The organism is Halomonas sp. (assembly GCF_029263665.1).
Taxonomy (GTDB): domain Bacteria; phylum Pseudomonadota; class Gammaproteobacteria; order Pseudomonadales; family Halomonadaceae; genus Halomonas.
This window is the reverse complement of record NZ_JAJUFQ010000006.1, coordinates 78,231-96,621: the sequence shown is the minus strand read 5'-3', so window position 1 is coordinate 96,621 and position 18,391 is coordinate 78,231. Positions and strand designations below refer to the sequence as shown.

Annotated in this window: 15 protein-coding genes; 3 read left to right on the top strand and 12 right to left on the bottom strand. The window is 58.1% G+C overall.

Annotation, left to right across the window (positions count from 1 at the left end; genetic code table 11):
- Window positions 1-2: 2 nt before the first annotated feature.
- Window positions 3-1,127 carry a phosphatidylserine/phosphatidylglycerophosphate/cardiolipin synthase family protein gene (locus tag Q1K07_RS08215; RefSeq protein WP_300309684.1) on the bottom strand — a complete coding sequence of 375 codons (1,125 nt, stop codon included), beginning with the start codon at window positions 1,125-1,127 and terminating at the stop codon, window positions 3-5.
- Between the two features lie 120 nt (window positions 1,128-1,247).
- On the opposite strand from Q1K07_RS08215, the gene plsB reads away from it, so the two are divergent.
- Window positions 1,248-3,716, top strand: coding sequence for a glycerol-3-phosphate 1-O-acyltransferase PlsB (gene plsB, locus Q1K07_RS08210; RefSeq protein WP_300309682.1), 2,469 nt, complete (start codon window positions 1,248-1,250; stop codon window positions 3,714-3,716).
- Between the two features lie 22 nt (window positions 3,717-3,738).
- On the opposite strand, the gene Q1K07_RS08205 is transcribed toward plsB, so the two are convergent.
- The 6 genes from Q1K07_RS08205 to ampD all read right to left on the bottom strand — a co-directional run bounded on the left by Q1K07_RS08205 (window position 3,739) and on the right by ampD (window position 11,917).
- Window positions 3,739-4,491, bottom strand: coding sequence for a class I SAM-dependent methyltransferase (locus Q1K07_RS08205; protein ID WP_300309680.1), 753 nt, complete (start codon window positions 4,489-4,491; stop codon window positions 3,739-3,741).
- Window positions 4,488-5,189, bottom strand: coding sequence for a tRNA (adenosine(37)-N6)-threonylcarbamoyltransferase complex dimerization subunit type 1 TsaB (gene tsaB / locus Q1K07_RS08200; protein ID WP_300309678.1), 702 nt, complete (start codon window positions 5,187-5,189; stop codon window positions 4,488-4,490). The genes Q1K07_RS08205 and tsaB overlap by 4 nt, the downstream gene beginning before the upstream one ends.
- Window positions 5,190-5,292: 103 nt before the next feature.
- Complete coding sequence (gene adk / locus Q1K07_RS08195) at window positions 5,293-5,949, bottom strand: adenylate kinase (protein WP_149286020.1); 657 nt, start codon at window positions 5,947-5,949, stop codon at window positions 5,293-5,295.
- Between the two features lie 350 nt (window positions 5,950-6,299).
- The gene (gene aceF, locus Q1K07_RS08190) at window positions 6,300-8,258 is read right to left on the bottom strand and encodes a pyruvate dehydrogenase complex dihydrolipoyllysine-residue acetyltransferase (protein WP_300309673.1); all 1,959 of its coding nucleotides are present in this window, start codon (window positions 8,256-8,258) and stop codon (window positions 6,300-6,302) included.
- A gap of 71 nt (window positions 8,259-8,329) precedes the next feature.
- Complete coding sequence (gene aceE / locus Q1K07_RS08185) at window positions 8,330-11,002, bottom strand: pyruvate dehydrogenase (acetyl-transferring), homodimeric type (protein WP_300309671.1); 2,673 nt, start codon at window positions 11,000-11,002, stop codon at window positions 8,330-8,332.
- 345 nt (window positions 11,003-11,347) lie between these two features.
- Window positions 11,348-11,917 carry a 1,6-anhydro-N-acetylmuramyl-L-alanine amidase AmpD gene (ampD, locus tag Q1K07_RS08180; protein ID WP_300309669.1) on the bottom strand — a complete coding sequence of 190 codons (570 nt, stop codon included), beginning with the start codon at window positions 11,915-11,917 and terminating at the stop codon, window positions 11,348-11,350.
- Window positions 11,918-12,170: 253 nt separating this feature from the next.
- Between ampD and nadC the strand changes: the two genes are divergently transcribed.
- Window positions 12,171-13,019 carry a carboxylating nicotinate-nucleotide diphosphorylase gene (nadC, locus tag Q1K07_RS08175; RefSeq protein ID WP_300309667.1) on the top strand — a complete coding sequence of 283 codons (849 nt, stop codon included), beginning with the start codon at window positions 12,171-12,173 and terminating at the stop codon, window positions 13,017-13,019.
- Between the two features lie 66 nt (window positions 13,020-13,085).
- On the opposite strand, the gene Q1K07_RS08170 is transcribed toward nadC, so the two are convergent.
- Entirely contained in the window at window positions 13,086-13,565 is a 480-nt protein-coding gene (locus tag Q1K07_RS08170; protein ID WP_300309665.1) for a GNAT family N-acetyltransferase, read from the bottom strand.
- A 118-nt stretch (window positions 13,566-13,683) separates the two neighbouring features.
- Here Q1K07_RS08170 and tsaA point away from each other — a divergent pair, with 118 nt between their 5' ends.
- The gene (gene tsaA / locus Q1K07_RS08165; RefSeq protein ID WP_300309663.1) at window positions 13,684-14,442 is read left to right on the top strand and encodes a tRNA (N6-threonylcarbamoyladenosine(37)-N6)-methyltransferase TrmO; all 759 of its coding nucleotides are present in this window, start codon (window positions 13,684-13,686) and stop codon (window positions 14,440-14,442) included.
- A gap of 161 nt (window positions 14,443-14,603) precedes the next feature.
- Here the strand turns inward: tsaA and purC are convergent, their stop codons facing one another.
- From purC to dapA, 4 genes are all read right to left on the bottom strand, one after another.
- Window positions 14,604-15,320 (bottom strand): phosphoribosylaminoimidazolesuccinocarboxamide synthase, encoded by a 717-nt coding sequence (purC, locus tag Q1K07_RS08160; RefSeq protein WP_300309661.1) that lies wholly within the window; start codon window positions 15,318-15,320, stop codon window positions 14,604-14,606.
- A 69-nt stretch (window positions 15,321-15,389) separates the two neighbouring features.
- Window positions 15,390-16,184 (bottom strand): MBL fold metallo-hydrolase, encoded by a 795-nt coding sequence (locus tag Q1K07_RS08155; RefSeq protein ID WP_300309659.1) that lies wholly within the window; start codon window positions 16,182-16,184, stop codon window positions 15,390-15,392.
- Window positions 16,184-17,149, bottom strand: coding sequence for a lipoprotein-34 (locus Q1K07_RS08150; RefSeq protein ID WP_300309657.1), 966 nt, complete (start codon window positions 17,147-17,149; stop codon window positions 16,184-16,186). Before Q1K07_RS08150 ends, Q1K07_RS08155 begins: the two co-directional genes overlap by 1 nt.
- Before the next feature lie 93 nt (window positions 17,150-17,242).
- Window positions 17,243-18,127 carry a 4-hydroxy-tetrahydrodipicolinate synthase gene (dapA, locus tag Q1K07_RS08145; protein ID WP_300309655.1) on the bottom strand — a complete coding sequence of 295 codons (885 nt, stop codon included), beginning with the start codon at window positions 18,125-18,127 and terminating at the stop codon, window positions 17,243-17,245.
- Window positions 18,128-18,391 lie beyond the last annotated feature (264 nt).

Genomic DNA, 18,391 nt, shown 5'->3' with positions numbered 1-18,391 from the left:
GGTCAGCGAAGTCTCGTCAGCAACCCATCCAATATCCCGAACACCATGGTCCGGATGCGCATCCACCAAGGCCTGCGCATCCACTCCTCCAGGGTGATTTCCTGGCTCACCTGAAATTTCTGCTCGAACAATTGCTGCACCTCGGCAGCGAGAAGGGCATTCTCGACCTCCTGATTGGCCTCCAGGTTCCAGTGCAGGCTCCAATGGTCGAAATTGCAGGAGCCAAGGCTGACCCAGTCATCGGCCAGCACGAACTTGGCATGAATGAAGCATGGCTGGAACTCATAGATTCGTACTCCCGCTCGCAGCAGGCGCATGAAGAAACGCTGGCTGGCATAACGAATGCCAGGGTGGTCATGACTCTGCCCTGGCAGCAGCAGGCGTACATCGACACCCTTTCTGGCAGCATTACGCAAGCGCCGGCGCAGGCTGCGGGTCGGAACAAAGTATGGTGTGCATAGCCATAGACGGCGCTTGGCAGAGGAACTTCGCACCAGCAAGGAATAGCGGATGGCCTGAAAGCGATAGCCCTGCCCCCAGATGACTCTCCCGCGCATCCCGCCAACCAGTGCGGCAGTGTGTGGCCGAGGTGTTATCCGTGGCGCCTGCTCTCCTCCTCGCGTCAGCGGTGACTCCCAGACCTTCAAGAACAACCCCACCCAATCCGCGACCACAGGTCCTTCGATACGTATCGCGACTTCGAACCAGGAATTGAGAAACGCATCCACGGCACCGAACCCTCCGGTAAAAGCAATACGCTGATCCACCACCACCAGTTTACGATGATCACGGCTGATATTACGCGTGAGATTCCAACCCAGAGGATTGAAGTCACGCAACCACACGCCGTTATCAGTGAGACGCTGCCGGTCAGCCGCGGACAGCCCCATGGAACCGAAGCCATCCAGCACCAGATAAACATCGACGCCACGATGAGAGGCCGAGACCAAAGCGTCAATCACACGGTTGGCCAGCACACCGGACTCCATGAGATACAGTTCGATCAGCAGGCTTTCCCGAGCCCCCTCCACGGCTTCCAGCAACGCAGGCATGAAACGCCTTGCCTCCGGCAGCAACGTGACATCATTCCCTTCCTGCCAAACCCCTCTCTCCTTCCGGGTTCTCATGCTGTCGGCTCCTTTTACTGATCAGCCGCTCATTTGTTCCTAATACTGCCGAGGCCACTTACGACCGCTATACTGGCGACACTTGATGCTTGTTCAGACTGCTTCCACGGATGGACTCTTATGCTTGACCTGATCCGCACTTCACTTTTCCATCCGCTCCGATCTCCACTGCGCCACCTGTTAGCAGCATGGACTGACGTGCGTCTCTCCGAACCCGCTCCGGAAGCCCTCGGCCTCGATACCACACTGCCGACGATCTATGTGCTGCCACGCCCTGCACTGAGCGATGCGCTGCTGCTGGAGGCATTTACCCACCAGCATCATCTGCCATCAGCCAAGGGTAGGTTAGACCTGGATGGTCTCAGTGTACCGTGCTGCATGGCATTGCCTGCACCGCGTTCACGCTGGTGGCCCGGCAGCAAGGTTGAAGACACCCCTTTCGCGGAACTGATCGAAAGAGGCATCGATGTCCAGTTGATACCTGTCAGTGTGTTCTGGGGCCGGGCTCCGGGCAAGAATTTCGGTTTCTGGCAGCTACTTGCGGCTGATAGCTGGCAACTCACCGGACGCCTTCGCCGTGCGCTTTCCGTACTGGTCAATGGTCGTGATGTGGAAATTCAGTGGGGAGCGCCATTGAGGCTCACGGAACTGAGCAAGAATGACACTGGCACGCTGGACCCTGCTCGAACCCATCGCAAGGTGGCACGTTTGCTAAGGGTCCACTTTCGCCGCGTCAAGACCCGCGTGCTGGGACCCGACCTGTCTCACCGCCGCACCCTGATTCAAGGTGTGATATCCAGCCCTGCCGTGCATCAGGCAATTACCGAGACTCATGCAGCAGGCAATGGTTCGCGTCGCACCGACCTCTCCCGGCTCAAGCGACGTGCCGCACGCTATGGCAATGAAATCGCATCCAGCATGACCTATCCCGTACTGCGCTTTCTTGCCGGCATATTGCGTAGACTGTGGAATCGGCTGTACGACGGCGTCGAGGTCACCGGGTTGGACAAGGTCAAGGCACTGGCCGGAGACCACACCTTGATCTATGTGCCCTGTCACCGTAGTCATATCGATTACCTGCTGCTTTCCTACGTGCTCTACCGAGATGGCCTGATGCCACCGCATATCGCGGCAGGACGCAATCTCGACATGCCATTGGTGGGCCCGCTGCTGCGCCGTGGCGGCGCCTTCTTCCTGCGTCGCAGCTTTCGTGACAACCGCCTGTACGGCGCAGTGTTCACCGAGTACCTGCACCGCCTCCTTGCGCGTGGCTATCCTATGGAATACTTCATCGAGGGCGGGCGCTCGCGCAGTGGCCGCATGCTCCCTCCTCGCCCCGGCATGCTGGCCATGACGCTGCGCTCCTTTCTGCGTAGCCAGCAGGAGCACGCCCAACCGATGGTCTTCGTACCCATCTACATCGGTTATGAGCGTATTCTGGAGAATGCCAGCTACCAGCGTGAGCTGAGTGGAGGCCGCAAGCGCAAGGAAACGCCACTGGCCCTGATCAGAACGCTTGGGCGCCTGCGAGAGCCTTATGGACGTGTCTCTGTCAATATCGGTGAGCCACTGGACATTGCCACATTCCTCGACGACAGCCATTCTGGCTGGCGCGACGCCCCCTCTGCTTCTTCCACTGACAGGGCCGACTGGTTCAAGCAAGCCATACCGGCGCTTGGCGACACCATCATCAAGCGGATCAATGCCGTAGCGGCACTCAACCCTGTCAATCTGGTCGGCCTGGCACTACTGGCCACACCGCATCGTGCCTTGGAAGTCTCGACGCTACGCAACCAGCTCGACATTCTGAAGGCCATGGCCCTTCTGACCCCCGGCTCAACCTTGCCTGAAGGCTCAGCAGCAGAGTGGATCGAGCATGTCATGCAGCTGGATATGATCGAACAGCGACGTCAGTCACTGGGTGATATTGTCACAGCCAATGCCCAACAAGCGGCTCTGCTGGGATGGTACCGGAACAATGTGCTGCACGTGTTTGCCTTGCCTGCCCTGGTGGCCTTTGCCTTGTCCAACGACACTTCCCACGATGGTGGCTGGTACCGGCTTGATGACCTGGAAACCCTGCTGGCACCGCTGTGGCCGATCCTGGCCCGGGAATTGTCGGTGTCGACAGGCGATGATCTGCGCGCTCAGATTGCCAGCATTCTCAATACGCTGGTCGAGCTTGAACTCGTCGATGAGAGCGTAGCGGGATACATGCCGATGGATAGCTTGCAGGAACAGGAGTCCCTGCACCTGCTTGGCGGCGTGATCCAACCATCCCTTGAACGCAATACCCTGCTGCTGGAGGTACTACTGGAAGCAGCACCCGGCACCCTGAAACGCGATGAGTTATGTGAACGTGCCCGGGGGCTCGCCGAACGCCTGGCGGTACTGACCGGACGCGAAGCGCCGGAGTTCTTTGACGCACGCCTGTTCGAAGGGTTGGTGGACAGCCTGATCAAGGAAGGCTGGGTATGGATGACAGAAGAGCGATTGATGTTCGACGAACACCTGCGTGAAACAACACAGCGTGTTGCTCACCTGCTGGACCCTGCCCTGCGTCAGCGCCTGGCGCTGATTCACCACTGAGGAGATACTGCAATTCGGCGGATCAAGCCCCCGTCAATGACTGATGCACGTAGATGTCATATCGACTGGTCTTTTCTTCCAGTTGGTGACGGGGTTCAGGCCCATCGATGGGAGGCGCCTTGCGCGGACGCTTGACCACGACCCGATGCGTCGCGACATCCAATGCAGCTTCGAGTAATCGGGGCGCATCATCATCCGCCCCGGCCAGCTCACGAAACAGGCGCATTTCCTTCTTCACCAGTGCTGACTTGTCGCGATGAGGGAACATGGGATCCAGATGGATGACCTGAGGCGCGAAGCCACTGGCTTCAACCAAGGCTGACAGGTGTTGTGTGCTGTCACCGTGCCTCAGTTGCATGCGCGCAACGATCTCGGCTACCTCTGGGTCAGCGGCGGCACGCATCAAACCGTCTTCGAGCAGGGCAGCGATGGCGGCTACGCGTTCGATCATCAGCACTTCCGCTCCTAGCGTAGCCAGCACGAAAGCATCACGTCCCAGCCCTGCAGTGGCATCGACAACCGAAGGGGTCACCCCTTTGGCCAGGCCGCAGGCCCGCGCCACCAATTGTCCCCGTCCGCCACCGAAACGACGCCGGTGGGCGGAACGTCCAGCAACGAAGTCGACCCATAACGGGTTGCCATAGGCCTTGCTATCGCCTCCAAGCACCAAGCGCCCTTCAGCATCACGCACCAGGCTCAGACCGGCTTGAGGATCAGGGTCAATGGAAAAACGCTGGGCCAGTTCTCCTAGCCCCTCACCCAGAGCAACGCTCATCGTGCTTTTTTCCAGGCTACCTGATCACGCAGATAGACCGGCTGGACATCGTGGGGACGCTGAATGTCACCCGCATCGAAAGCATCCGCGGCCAGCACTGCCATATCGGCAGCAGCAGGATCGACATCCGTTAGACATAACCCCAATCCGGCCTGCACCTGTGCTGGGACAGCATCCCACAGTGACCACCCAGAGCCCAGCCCGACCCAGTCGTGGTCATCATGCCCCTTGGGAAATTGCAGCCGCTCTGGCGGCAACACAGCCTCTTCCATCAGCGCCACGGGGCGGTTTTCACGAATATGCCAAGCCGCTGCATAAACCTCATTCATGCGTGCATCCAGCGCAGTGAACAGGTAGCGATACTGATGGCGCAGGAACCCCCCCAGGGCAAGCGCCTGCAAGGTAGAGACACCAATCAATGGGCATCCCAGACCATAAGCCAGTCCCTGGGCAACGCCTGCCGCAATACGCAAACCGGTGAACGAGCCCGGCCCACGTCCATAGGACACAGCATCAAGCTCGGATGCCTTGAACCCTGCCTCAGCCAGGACTTCATCAATCATCGGCATCAGCCTGCGAGTATGCTCTCGTGGTGTCAGCTCGAAACGCGAGATGATGTCGTCATCACCATCCTGGCGACGCAACAATGCGGCGGAACAGGCGCTGGAGGAAGCATCCATAGCCAGAATCAGGGACATGTCGGAAACCCCAGAGAATCAAATGTGGGCGCATTATAAATGACTCTGGCCCGCCAGGGCGGGCCAGATGAAGACAATTGAGGCAAGAGCACTCGTCTGTGCCTTAGCCTTCCAGAGCGTTCAGCACCTGCTGCGTGATAGCTTCAACGCTACCGACACCTTCCACACGATGGTAGCTCGGTGCATTGGCCTGATCCTTTGCCGCCCAGTCCTTGTAGTAGCCGACGAGCGGTTCGGTCTGCTCGTGATATACCGACAGACGATGACGCACAGTACTTTCCTGATCGTCTTCGCGCTGGATCAGGGCCTCACCAGTGACATCATCCTTGCCATCTTCCTTCGGCGGATTGTGCTCGACATGATAGACGCGACCTGAAGCCGGGTGGCAACGACGCCCAGCCATACGGCTGACGATTTCCTCGTCATCCACGGCAATCTCCAGCACATGGTCTATCTTCACTCCGCCATCCTTCATGGCGTCGGCCTGGGGAATCGTGCGCGGAAAACCATCGAACAGGAAGCCCTTGGCACAATCCGGCTGAGCAATGCGCTCCTTGACCAGGGCAATGATGATGTCATCGGACACCAGCCCACCAGTGGTCATGATTTCCTTGACCTGCAGACCCAGCTCAGAACCTTCCTTGACTGCGGCGCGCAGCATATCCCCCGTAGAAATCTGGGGAATACCGTAACGTTCGCAGATGAACTTGGCTTGGGTACCCTTGCCGGCACCAGGGGCGCCCAACAGGATCAAACGCATTAGTGTTACTCCTATGAATGTCAGAAATATGAATGACAGAAATGAGTCAATGAAGAAATGAGATTTGGCGAACGATACCCGGGCCAGGGGGCCGACACAACCAACGAAGCGTTGTGACCACCACCAAATATTTCTCAATCACATTAATATCATACAGTTATAAAAAATATTGCACTTTGGTCCCGACTGCATATCCAATGCCATACCTGGTATCAAACAAGACATCAGACAGAGCTGCCAGCAGGCCCAGGCCATAAGGCAACAACATAAGGCAACAAATAGAAACGGCGCCTTGCGGCGCCGCTTCTACAGCTATTGCCCGAACAGCAATCGGCTAGCCACTCGAGGTATCACAGCAACAGACGACGGACATCGCCCAGCAGTTGTCCCAGCAGAGTGGTAAAACGCGCTGCGTCAGCGCCATTGACCGCACGGTGATCGTAGGACAGGCACAGCGGCATCATCAGGCGCGGCTGGAAGGCGGCACCATCCCATACCGGCTTCATGGAAGCCTTGGATACACCGAGGATACCCACCTCCGGCGGATTGACGATCGGCGTGAACGCCGTACCGCCAATGGAACCCAAGCTGGAGATGGTGAAACAACCACCCGTCATCTCTTCGCGCTTGAGCTTCTTGGTCTGTGCCTTCTTGGCCAGCTCCACAGACTCCTTGGCCAGGTCGATCAGCGACTTTTGATCCGCATTACGGATCACCGGCACCATCAAGCCATCCGGGGTATCCACTGCGATACCGATGTGGATGTATTTCTTGTGTACCATGGTCTCGCCGTCGGCCTTGAGGCTGACGTTGAACTGCGGATACTTCTGCAGTGCATAGGCACAGGCCTTGATCAGGAACGGCAGCGGCGTCAGCTTGGCGCCCTGAGCTTCTGCTTCGGCCTTCATCGACTTGCGGAAGGCTTCCAGCTCAGTGATGTCGGCTTCATCGAACTGCGTCACATGAGGGATGTTGACCCAACTGCGATGCAGGTTCATCGCGCCCATCTTGAGCAGGCGGCCCATGGGCTTCTCTTCCACTTCACCGAACTGGCTGAAGTCCTGGTCAGGAATCGGCGGGATGCCGCTGCCACCACTTGCCGCAGCTGCAGCAGGCTTGGCCGCACCAGACATCACCTGCTTGACGTAGTTCTGCACATCATCCTTGATCACCCGGCCCTTGGGACCTGTCGGAGTGACCAAACTGAGATCAACGCCCAGCTCACGAGCCAGCATGCGAACGGCGGGGCCTGCATGGACATTCTTGCTCGGCTTACCAGTCGCTTCGGCGGGTGCCGGCGCTGCAGCAGGAGCCGGTGCAGCCGCTTGGGGCGCTGCGGCCTGTTGAGGTGCTGTGGCCTGTTGAGGTGCCGCGGACTTCTTCACGACACTCCCGGCGACTTCGATATAACCGATCAGATCGCCTTCGGAAACCGTGTCACCTTCCTTGACGGCCAGCTCGACCACCTTGCCCTTGAAGGGGCTCGGTACATCCATGGAAGCTTTGTCGGATTCCAGAGTGATCAAGGCGTCTTCGACATCGACTTCGTCGCCGACGGCGACAGCCATCTCGATGATCGGTACATCACTGGAGCCGGACAGATCCGGCACCCGGATTTCCTGGCGACCACCAGCAACTTCCTCGATCTCTTCCTCCACCGCCGACGCCTCTGCCGGAGCTGCAGGGGCAGCCGCTTCAGGAGCAGCCGCAGGTGCTGGCGCAGACGCCGCGCCACCACTGACTTCCATGGTACCGATCAGGTCTCCCTCGGAAACTGTATCGCCCTCCTTGATGGCCAGGCTGAGCAGCTTGCCGGCATGGGGGCTGGGCACATCCATGGAGGCCTTGTCGGACTCCAGAGTGATCAGGGTATCTTCTGCCCCTACCTCATCGCCCACACTGACCGGCACCTCGATGATTTCCACATCGCTGGAGCCCCCCAGATCAGGCACACGAATCTCGACAGCCTGACTGGCAGCCGGTGCTGCTTCAGCAGGCGCCGGTGCTGGCTCTGCAGCAGGAGCCGCGGCAGGTTCCGGCTCGGCCTGGGGTTGTGATTCAGCCGCCGCGCCTTCGACTTCCAGCTCGACGATGTCATCACCTTCGGAAACCTTGTCGCCTTCCGAGATCAGCACCTTGACGACCTTGCCGGCCTTGGGCGCAGGGACGTCCATGCTGGCCTTGTCGGACTCCAGGGTGATCAGGGTGTCTTCCGGGGCGATGACATCGCCTACCGACACCGCGACTTCGATGACTTCCACATCGGTATCACCACCGATGTCGGGAACTTTGATGATTTCGCTACTCAAGGTCGCGCTCCTTCAAACTCTTGACGGGGGCGAGCCCTCTGGGGCTCGCCATGCCACAGGATCTCGGCGCCTCACACCTCAAGCGGGTTCGGCTTGTTCGGATCGATAGCGTACTTCTTGAGGGCTTCGGCCACGACCTTGCGATCTATCTCGCCACGATCGGCCAACGCCTTGAGCGCTGCCACGGTGACGTAATAGCGATCCACTTCGAAGAACGCACGCAGCTTCTCGCGAGTATCGGAGCGACCATAGCCATCGGTACCCAGCACGTGGTAGTCAGTCGGCACCCATGCACGCACCTGGTCAGCATACAGCTTCATGTAATCCGTAGAAGCGATGGCCGGTCCCTTGCGTCCTTCCAGACACTTGGTCACGTGCGGCTTGCCAGGCTCAGCTTCAGGGTTGATGAAGGCCTGGCGATCCAGCCCCAGGGCCTCACGGCGCAGTTCGTTGAAGCTGGTGACGCTCCAGATATCGGAGCCGACACCCCACTCCTCGGCCAGCATGGCAGCGGCAGCCTCGACCTCACGCAGAATGGTGCCAGAGCCCAGCAGTTGGACGTGGCCATTCTTGCCTTCAGTTTCGCGGAGCAGGTACATACCCTTGATGATGTCCTCGGCCGGAATGTTCTCCAGCTCAGGATGCTCGTAGTTCTCGTTCATCACCGTCAGATAGTAGAAGCAGTTTTCCTTGTCAGAGAACATGCGCTTCAGACCATCCTGCACGATGACAGCGACCTCATGGGCATAGGTCGGGTCGTAGGTACGGCAGTTCGGAATCATTGCCGCCTGCAGCAGACTGTGGCCATCCTGGTGTTGCAGGCCCTCGCCATTCAGCGTGGTACGACCAGCAGTACCGCCGACCAGGAAACCTCGCGCCTGCAGGTCACCTGCCGCCCAGGCCAGATCGCCAATACGCTGGAAGCCGAACATCGAGTAGTAGATGTAGAACGGCAACAGTGTGCAGTTGTTGTTCGAGTACGATGTCGCCGCTGCCATCCAGGCGGACATGGCGCCCGCTTCGGTGATGCCTTCCTCGAGGATCTGACCTTTCTGGTCCTCGCGGTAGAACATGATTTGGCCTTTGTCGACAGGCTCGTACTTCTGGCCTTCGGAGGTGTAGATACCCAACTGGCGGAACATGCCTTCCATACCGAAGGTACGCGCCTCGTCAGGGATGATCGGAACCACCTGCTTGCCGATCTTCTTGTCCTTCACCAGGCCGTTGAGGATACGCACAAAGGCCATGGTGGTGGAAATCTCACGCCCCTTCGAGCCACCCGTCTGGGAAGCGAAGGTCTTGTCGTCGAGCGGCGGAATTTCCAGAGCCTCGAAGTCGCTGCGACGCTGCGGCAGATAGCCACCCAGTCGCTCACGCTGGAGGTGCATGTAGCGCATTTCCGGAGAGTCATCTTCCGGCTTGAAGTACGGCACATCCTTGAGCTGCTCATCGGAAAGCGGGATGCCGAAGCGATCACGGAAGCGCCTGAGCGCTTCATATTCCATGGTCTTGACCTGGTGCGCTTCGTTGGCAGCCTCGCCATCGCCACCACCCATGCCGTAACCCTTGACGGTATGCGCCAGGATGACGGTCGGACGACCATTGGCATTGGTCGTCGCCTCATGATAGGCCGCATAGACCTTGAACGGATCGTGGCCACCACGGTTGAGCTTCCAGATGTCCTCATCGGACATGTCCTTGACCAGTTCAGCGGTCTCCGGGTACTTGCCGAAGAAATGCTCGCGAGTGTACGCGCCGCCATTGGCCTTGTAGTTCTGGTAGTCGCCGTCGACTGCCTCGTCCATGCGCTTCTGCAGGATACCTTTCTTGTCCTTCTCGAACAGCGGATCCCATAGACGCCCCCAGGTGACCTTGAGCACGTTCCAGCCTGCACCACGGAACACGCCTTCGAGTTCGTCCATGATGCGCGAGTTGCCACGTACCGGACCATCCAGACGCTGCAGGTTGCAGTTGATGACGAAGATCAGGTTGTCGAGCTTCTCGCGGCTGGCCAGGTGGATGGCGCCCAAGGATTCCGGCTCGTCACACTCACCATCGCCCATGAAGCACCAGATCTTGCGATCCTGCATATCATGCAGTTCGCGAGAATGCAGATACTTCATCACGTGAGCCTGATAGATGGCCTGAATCGGGCCCAGACCCATGGATACGGTCGGGAACTGCCAGAAGTCCGGCATCAGCCACGGATGCGGATAGGAGGACAGGCCATCGCCATCGACTTCCTGACGGTACTTGTCCATCTGCTCTTCGGTAAGGCGACCTTCAAGGAAGGCACGAGCGTAGATGCCGGGAGCCACATGGCCCTGGATATACACCAGATCACCTTCGAAATCGCCATTCGGGGCTCGGAAGAAGTGGTTGAAGCCCACATCGTACAATGTCGCGGAGGACATGAAGCTCGCGATGTGCCCACCAAGTCCTGGGTTCGCACGGTTGTTGCGAATCACCTGGGCGATCGCGTTGTAGCGGATCAGTGAGCGGATGCGACGCTCCATGAAGAGATCGCCCGGCATCGGGGCTTCACGGTGCACCGGGATAGTATTGCGATGCGGTGTCGTAGCCGAGAAGGGAACCTGCATGCCATCACGGCGATAGCGGTCGGCCAGCCGCGTCATCAGGTAACGGGCGCGGTCCTCGCCCTCGCGATCCAGTACCGATTCCAGGGCGTCCAGCCATTCCTGGGTTTCGACCGGATCGAAGTCTTCTCTTGAACCAAGACTCATAGAACGTCTCTCCGAATGACGATGTGGGGGTCATTTGCCCCGCGATCGAGGCCAATGAGCGAGCGGAGAAAGGATCAGACTCTCATACCGCTGCGCAACGTCAGGCATGTAGTAATTTTACGAGATTTTCGTGTCTTTCCGATGACTCGATGGCAGAAAGATACCGTAAACGCCTGGGGCTGCCAATTGAAGCAGACATGGAAATATTTTTCAATACTGTCATATTGCACTGCAACACAACAACTTAGCCGCTTCTATCATCCAGCAAATCGACGCCAGACAAGAACTTGTAAACAAACTAACGTTTGACTGCTAATATCCTCGAGCAATATGCAAATTCGCTTTTCATTGCTCTAACTCAGGACATGCCAGACATTGACGCAGGTATGCCCAGTCAAATGCTGGCCCGGGGTCCGTCTTGCGTAGTGAAGCAACACGAGCATGACTGGTGACACGTTGGGGAGTAATCTCCGGATAGCTCAGGAACAAGGCGTGGAGCACCTTGGCCAGACACTGGTACTGAGCATCGCTGTAGGCCGAGGCTTCATCTCCCTCGAGCTCAATGCCAATGGAAAAGTCATTAAGCTCCCGGCGCCATCGATGACCATCAAACCACCGCGAACGCCCTGCATGCCAGGCCCGAGCTTCAAAAGGGGCAAATTGAACACACTCTCCATCACGCCGGATCAGAAGATGAGCAGATACCTGGAGCCCAGCAATGGTGGCGAAGTAAGGGTGGGCCTCGCCATCAAGACGGTTGGTAAACAAGCGCTCGATATCATCACCACCAAACTGGCCTGGCGGTAGGCTGATCGAGTGCAGCACTACCGCTGACACTTCCCCCTCGGGACGCTGGTTTACATTGGGCGAAGGCACACAGCGCACACCTTCCAGCCAACCGTTAACGGATTTCATTGAATGACTCCTTGGAGAAAGGCAAATGCACCAGCAGGTGCATGATGTCAGTGACTTGCCCCGGCGCGCAGAGGCCATCTCCTTCGTTTCCTTACTGGTTACAGCATGCGCATCACAGACTTCAGCATGAGATAATTCCGGCAACCACTGTGCAGATAGAACCGGCACCCCAGCAGTGTGCAACATAGAGGCTCGCACAGGCATTTGTTAACCCCCTATAATGTCGCCTTCACGCCTTGCAGGACATAGCCCCATGCATTTCCAGGATGCCCTTGCCGAAGATATTCGCAATAGTGCCGCCCGCATGCTCTCAGAGGATGTCGGCCCCATGGACATCACCGCTCAGTTGATTCCCGAGCAGAACCTCGGCCGAGCCCGGGTCATCAGTCGCGAATCTGCCATTCTGTGTGGTGTTGCCTGGGTCGATGAACTGTTTCGACGCCTCGATCCACGGGTAGTTCTGACATGGCACGCAGCGGATGGCGATCGCATTCAAGCCAATCAGCCGTTCCTTGAACTGGAAGGCCCTTCACGCAGCCTGTTGAGTGGCGAGCGAGCCGCCTTGAACCTGCTGCAGACACTATCTGCCACCGCAACGCGCACGCGTCATTACGTCGACCTGTTGCAGGGCACCGGCGTCAAGTTGCTGGACACTCGCAAGACCCTACCCGGCATGCGTGTGGCCCAGAAATATGCCGTTGCCTGCGGAGGCGGCACCAATCACCGCATCGGCCTGTTCGATGCCTTCCTGATCAAGGAAAACCATATCGCTGCCTGCGGTGGAATTGCTGCAGCGATCCAGGAAGCACGTAACATTGCCAGGGATCTCACCGTGGAGATCGAAGTAGAGAATTTCGACGAGCTGGACCAAGCGCTCGAAGCAGGCGCGGATGTCATCATGCTCGACAACTTCTCCCTGGATGACATGCGGGAAGCCGTCAGGCACACAGCTGGTCGCGCTACTCTGGAGGCCTCCGGCAATGTCGACGAAACCACCCTCAGGACCATTGCCGAAACCGGTGTGAACTGCATTTCCAGTGGCGCCCTGACCAAGGACGTAAAGGCCATCGACCTTTCCATGCGCATGGTGGAAGAGTCCTGAGCAGGTAAGCGGGCAGCCGCCGTCACACGCGGCCTCTCCTTCGGTGCAGTTCAGCAGCGCGTCACTTCATGAGAGGTTCTTGCTCATGTTGTGGCGTAGCAAGCGTTCTCCAGCACGTTCAACCCATTCCACACCATGGCTGTCCCAGCCATGGTGTGTCAGGTGTTCAGCCAGCCCGAGACTGGCATCAATCGTCATGCGCACTGCTCCGGCTTCACGCAAGTTGCACTCGGCCAATGCCAACAGGGAGCGGCCTATCCCCATCCCTGCCAGCGATGGCCAGACATACAACATCTCGACATTGGCCTTTGCCACATCCAGCTCGACAAAGCCGACACAGCGCCTGTCACATTCCGCTATCAGAGTCCGGCATCGTGACTGGCGATCCATCCAGACACTGGCATCGCGCGACAATGCCGACGCCCAGGCCTGGCGTTGAGCTATCGTGTAGTGGCGGCTAGCACCCTGCATGACAGCATGGTGGAACACCTCAGCCTGATCCGCCGCATCATCTGCCGTTGCCTCACGGTAGTGGACACGTGCCATGGGGCCTGTATCCCGGTAAACAGGCGAAGGCGTGGAAGAAGGCTGAGCCGTGGTGCGATTTGAGCATGGCTTGATGTGTGACATGATGGCGACGCCCGTCGAGTACATGAGACCGCAAATGGATCATTCAGACCCCACCGACACTTTCAACCTGACAGCTATCGGCAGGATTCATAGCGATTTTCCGGACAAGTTTGGCATACCACGCCAACCCGGCCTAGCCGATGACGCGGTCGCCCGCCTGGTCCTTGCTCCACCCTTCAACGATCCACAAGCCGTACGTGGCCTGGAAGGCTTCAGTCATCTGTGGCTGACCTTCATCTTCCATCTGAGCCCATGTCATTGGAAACCCCTGGTGCGACCGCCACGCCTCGGCGGCAATACACGAATGGGGGTTTTTGCCAGCCGCAGTACGCATCGCCCCAACCGCCTCGGCCTGTCACTGGTAGAGCTGCTTGACGTGGATACCCGCAAGGGGGTCACGCTGACCCTGCGCGGAGCTGACCTGGTCGATGGCACTCCAGTGGTCGATATCAAGCCCTACCTGCCATGGGCGGAATCGATCCCCCTGGCACGTACTGGTTTTGCCCCGGATGCCCCGACCCAGTGCCCTGTGGTGTTCTCCAGCGCAGCAGAGGGTGTGCTGTCCGCACGTGCCGATAGTGACTCTCTGCGCCGTCTGATCATTCAAGTCCTGGGGCAAGACCCTCGCCCGGCATATCGCGGTACCGAAGATGAAGATGAGCGTGATTACGGGGTCTATCTGCGCGACGTCAACGTGCGATTCCGTGCCTCTCCCTCACCTGCTGGCAACGTCTTTCTCGTGGAAGCCATTGAGCCACATGCACCCTCATCGCGCCGTACTATGCAGGAATAATACAACGCAGGAATAATACGACGCAGGAATAATGCTGTCGGCATGTGGAACGCCTCCCCCTCCAAGACGTCATCGCCCCGAATCGCAATGCGATTCGGGGCGATGGTCCATGCCTTGAGATGCAGCCACTCGTCTACTCAGGCAACTTTGGCGCCAGGACTTCAGGCTCCGAAATCGACGCCGATACGACGGCCAACTTCTTCATAAGCTTCGATCACACCACCAAGCCCTTGGCGGAAGCGATCCTTGTCCAGCTTTTCACGAGTATCAGCATCCCACAAACGGCAACCATCCGGGGAGAATTCATCGCCGAGCACGATGCTGCCTTTGAACAAGCCAAACTCAAGCTTGTAGTCCACCAGCAGCAAGCCACCATCGGCGAACAGCTTCTTGAGCACCTCATTGACCTTGAAGGTCAGCACCTTCATCTCTGCCAACTGCTCGGCTGTCGCCCAGCCGAAGGTGATGGCCAACGATTCATTGATCATCGGATCGTGAAGCTCGTCATTCTTGAGGAACAACTCGAAAGTCGGCGGATTGAGCTCCTGACCTTCCTCCACACCAAGACGCTTCACCAGGCCACCGGCAGCAATGTTGCGTACCACGCACTCGACCGGGATCATGTCCAGCTTCTTGACCACGCACTCGGTATCGGACAACAGCTGCTCTACATGGGTGGGAATACCAGCTTCTTCCAGCTTGCCCATGATGAAGGCATTGAAACGATTGTTGACCATCCCCTTGCGCTCCAGGGATTCCATGCGCAGGCCATCAAAAGCGCTGGTGTCGTCACGGAAGTGCAGGATCAGACGGTCAGGGTCGTCAGTGGCATAAACCGATTTGGCCTTACCGGCATAGAGTTCTTCAAGCTTTTGCATTATGGGCCTCCACAGGCGAAACAGGTGATGGAACGCCGTCTGAATTCAGTGTTCCCAGGGGTTATAAAGTCAGTGGATCGCCTGCCAATCCAGGCCTTCATCCTGGTCGGCCACGGTCAGGCGGTTCTCATCGCCATCGAGCAGGGGCGTCAATGCCTCCAATGCCAGCTCGGGGCGATTATTATGCTCGGAAAGATGCGAACAGACGATATGCTGCAGGCGGTCGAGTCCGATGCGCTTGAGTAGAGTAGCGGCCTGCGCATTGGCCAGATGCCCCCAGTCTCCTCCTACACGGCGCTTGAGACTTGGCGGGTAAGGTCCTTCTGCCAGCATCTGTACATCGTGATTGCATTCCAGGACCAAGGCATCACACCCGGTGAAAGCCTGGCACACATGATCGCTGGGATGCCCAAGGTCCGTGAGCAGGCCCAGTCGCCTGCCGGCAGCACTGAGGGTGAATTGAACAGGCTCACGGGCATCATGGGGTACCGTGACTGGCTCGATACTGAACCCTTTCACCTGGAAGGCTGCCTGCGGAGTAATCCAGTGGCATTGTGGCAGACGGCCAAGCTTGCCGGACAGCCAGGTACCCGGGGTGATATGAACGGGCAATTGGTAGCGTCTGGCCAATGGCCCTACACCGCGGACATGGTCGCCATGCTCATGAGTGACCAGGACAGCATCCAGCTGGCTGGGGTCCACTCCCAGGCGAGCCAGCCGACGCTCGGCCTCCTTCAAGGCGAAGCCACAATCCACCAGCACATGTGATTCGCCATCACTTACCAGGGTGGCATTACCCTTGCTGCCACTACCGAGGGAGGCAAAACGCAGACCTCCCCCAGCCTTGTCCAACCCCTGAGGCATCAGCGCAACAGACCTGACACGAAGTCCAGCAGTTCACGCTGATCATCGGCCGACAGCGTCTCATCTTCCGCACTGCTGACCTGCATCACAGTGGTATTGCCCTGTGGGGTCAGGATCAGATTGAGTCGATGTGTCGACTCCCACAGGCTCAGGGAAGTCAGGGAATCGACGAAGCCACGGGTGCGCTCGCTTTCGGTCACATAATCAATGACAAAGCTCTTGCTGGTCTCATCCGCAGATACCAACTCGCGGCGCCCTTGCATGTCGAAATTGTTGCTCAACTGAAAATTCAGCTCGGCCCAGGCACGATCGATCGCAAACGGCATGACCATGACCCAGTCGTTGCCCCGCTTCTGTAGCTCCATCGCCTGGGCGCCTGGCGCTTGCTGGGCAGACATGGAGGCAATGCTGGCAGAGGCGCTACGTGCTTCGAGGTGACTCCTCAATTCGGTCAGGCACAAGGTATTGGTCTGTCCTGCCGTCTCACAGCGGATCTCGCTGGAACCCTGGCGCAACCCCTGGCGCAATTCGATATCGGCATCGGCCGTTTCAATCACACCTCGCGAAGCATCCTTGTTGGTGACCTGAAGGCCACGCATCTGGGCGAAACGCTCCAGCTCAGGCCAGACTGCAGCGGGAGGAGCTCCCACCACCAGCCAGCTACCAGCGGCAGATTCACGCAAGGCAACCTGGCCGGCATTCACCGCGCTACTGGAAGCCATGGTCTGCGGCAGAGGCGCTTCGAACTCACTTTCACGAGCATAGAACTGCCCTGCCGCCTCGGGCACTGGCATGATGTCCCGATAACGGCTGGTATCACGGGTCTCCGGGAGCCTCAGAGGAGCCGCCACCTTAGCATCGGCATAGTCCTCATTACGGTCATGGTAATAACCGTCCTTGGCACAGCCAGCCAGTGTTACAGCCACAAGCGCCACCAGCGGCAGTCCTTTCAGCGCAGAATTCATGCATCCACCTTGATTGATTAATAGGTCCAGTCACCGCTGCCCAGCAACACATCACGATCAGGGACAGCGCATGCTGTGCCCCTTCGGCAACCGTCAGTCGTCGATCAGGCCAGCCGACTGCAGGGCGCCACTGACAGTGGAATGATACTTCTCGGATAACCAGGTCAGCGGCAGGCGAATTCCCGTGTCGATGATTCCCATACGATGCAGCGCCCACTTCACAGGGATCGGATTGCTCTCGATCCCCAGGTTGGTGTGCAACGGCAGCAAGCGTGTATTGATCTGATGTGCTTTCTCTGCATCCCCGGCAATCGCAGCCATGCACAGTTCGTGCATCGCTTTCGGCGCGACATTGGCAGTGACAGAAATGTCGCCGTTGCCACCCATCAGCATAAAATCGCAAGCAGTGGCATCATCACCGGAATAAAGCATGAAGTCACTTCCATTGAGGCGCTGAATCAGCTCCTGGGCTCGCTCCAGATTACCGGTGGCATCCTTGAGACCGACGATGTTATCCACTTCGGCCAGGCGCAGCACTGTCTCGTTATAGATGTCAGAGATCGTGCGGCCAGGCACGTTATACAGAATCACAGGAAGATCACAGTTCTCGGCAATCGCCTTGAAGTGTTGATACATGCCTTCCTGGGTAGGCTTGTTATAGTACGGCGCCACGCTCAGGCAATAGTCGGCACCCACCTCTTTGGCATAACGGGTCAGCTCGATCGCTTCAGTGGTGTTGTTGGAACCCGTTCCGGCAATCACCGGAATACGGCCATCGACCTCTTCCACCACAGTACGGATCACATCGAAGTGTTCGGCGAATGACATGGTGGTAGGCTCACCAGTAGTGCCCGCTGCCACGATAGCATCAGTGCCATTTTCCAGATGGAAGCTCACCAGCTTGCGCAGCACTTCCCAGTCAATCTCGCCATTACTCTTCATCGGTGTCGCCAACGCGACGATACTGCCCGTGATCATCCTCGTTATTCCTCTCGATTTGTCGCCAAGGTGCCACGCAGGTATTTCCTTGCGCGCTGACGTGATAGACCTGAATCCGGTGCATCAGGGGGAGCAACCAGACTCAGGTGCTGTACAAAAAGCCGATGAGCCATGGACAAGATCGGGCCCGCCATCAGTGGGCGATGTCTTTCCCGCCCCTGGGTGAGCACATGACGAAACCGGTCAAAAGCAGAGCTTATGAGCTGAGAACAAGCATTTTGAGACCAGATTCGATGCAACGTC

Coding starts and splice junctions, on each gene's coding strand:
- plsB (WP_300309682.1), top strand. CDS start 1,248: ATGCTTGACCTGATCCGCACTTCACTTTTCCATCCGCTCCGATCTCCA.
- tsaB (WP_300309678.1), bottom strand. CDS start 5,189: ATGTCCCTGATTCTGGCTATGGATGCTTCCTCCAGCGCCTGTTCCGCC.
- Q1K07_RS08155 (WP_300309659.1), bottom strand. CDS start 16,184: ATGCCTCAGGGGTTGGACAAGGCTGGGGGAGGTCTGCGTTTTGCCTCC.
- tsaA (WP_300309663.1), top strand. CDS start 13,684: ATGGATCATTCAGACCCCACCGACACTTTCAACCTGACAGCTATCGGC.
- Q1K07_RS08205 (WP_300309680.1), bottom strand. CDS start 4,491: ATGAGCGTTGCTCTGGGTGAGGGGCTAGGAGAACTGGCCCAGCGTTTT.
- purC (WP_300309661.1), bottom strand. CDS start 15,320: ATGCAAAAGCTTGAAGAACTCTATGCCGGTAAGGCCAAATCGGTTTAT.
- dapA (WP_300309655.1), bottom strand. CDS start 18,127: ATGATCACGGGCAGTATCGTCGCGTTGGCGACACCGATGAAGAGTAAT.
- Q1K07_RS08215 (WP_300309684.1), bottom strand. CDS start 1,127: ATGAGAACCCGGAAGGAGAGAGGGGTTTGGCAGGAAGGGAATGATGTC.
- aceE (WP_300309671.1), bottom strand. CDS start 11,002: ATGAGTCTTGGTTCAAGAGAAGACTTCGATCCGGTCGAAACCCAGGAA.
- nadC (WP_300309667.1), top strand. CDS start 12,171: ATGCATTTCCAGGATGCCCTTGCCGAAGATATTCGCAATAGTGCCGCC.
- adk (WP_149286020.1), bottom strand. CDS start 5,949: ATGCGTTTGATCCTGTTGGGCGCCCCTGGTGCCGGCAAGGGTACCCAA.
- Q1K07_RS08150 (WP_300309657.1), bottom strand. CDS start 17,149: ATGAATTCTGCGCTGAAAGGACTGCCGCTGGTGGCGCTTGTGGCTGTA.
- Q1K07_RS08170 (WP_300309665.1), bottom strand. CDS start 13,565: ATGGCACGTGTCCACTACCGTGAGGCAACGGCAGATGATGCGGCGGAT.
- ampD (WP_300309669.1), bottom strand. CDS start 11,917: ATGAAATCCGTTAACGGTTGGCTGGAAGGTGTGCGCTGTGTGCCTTCG.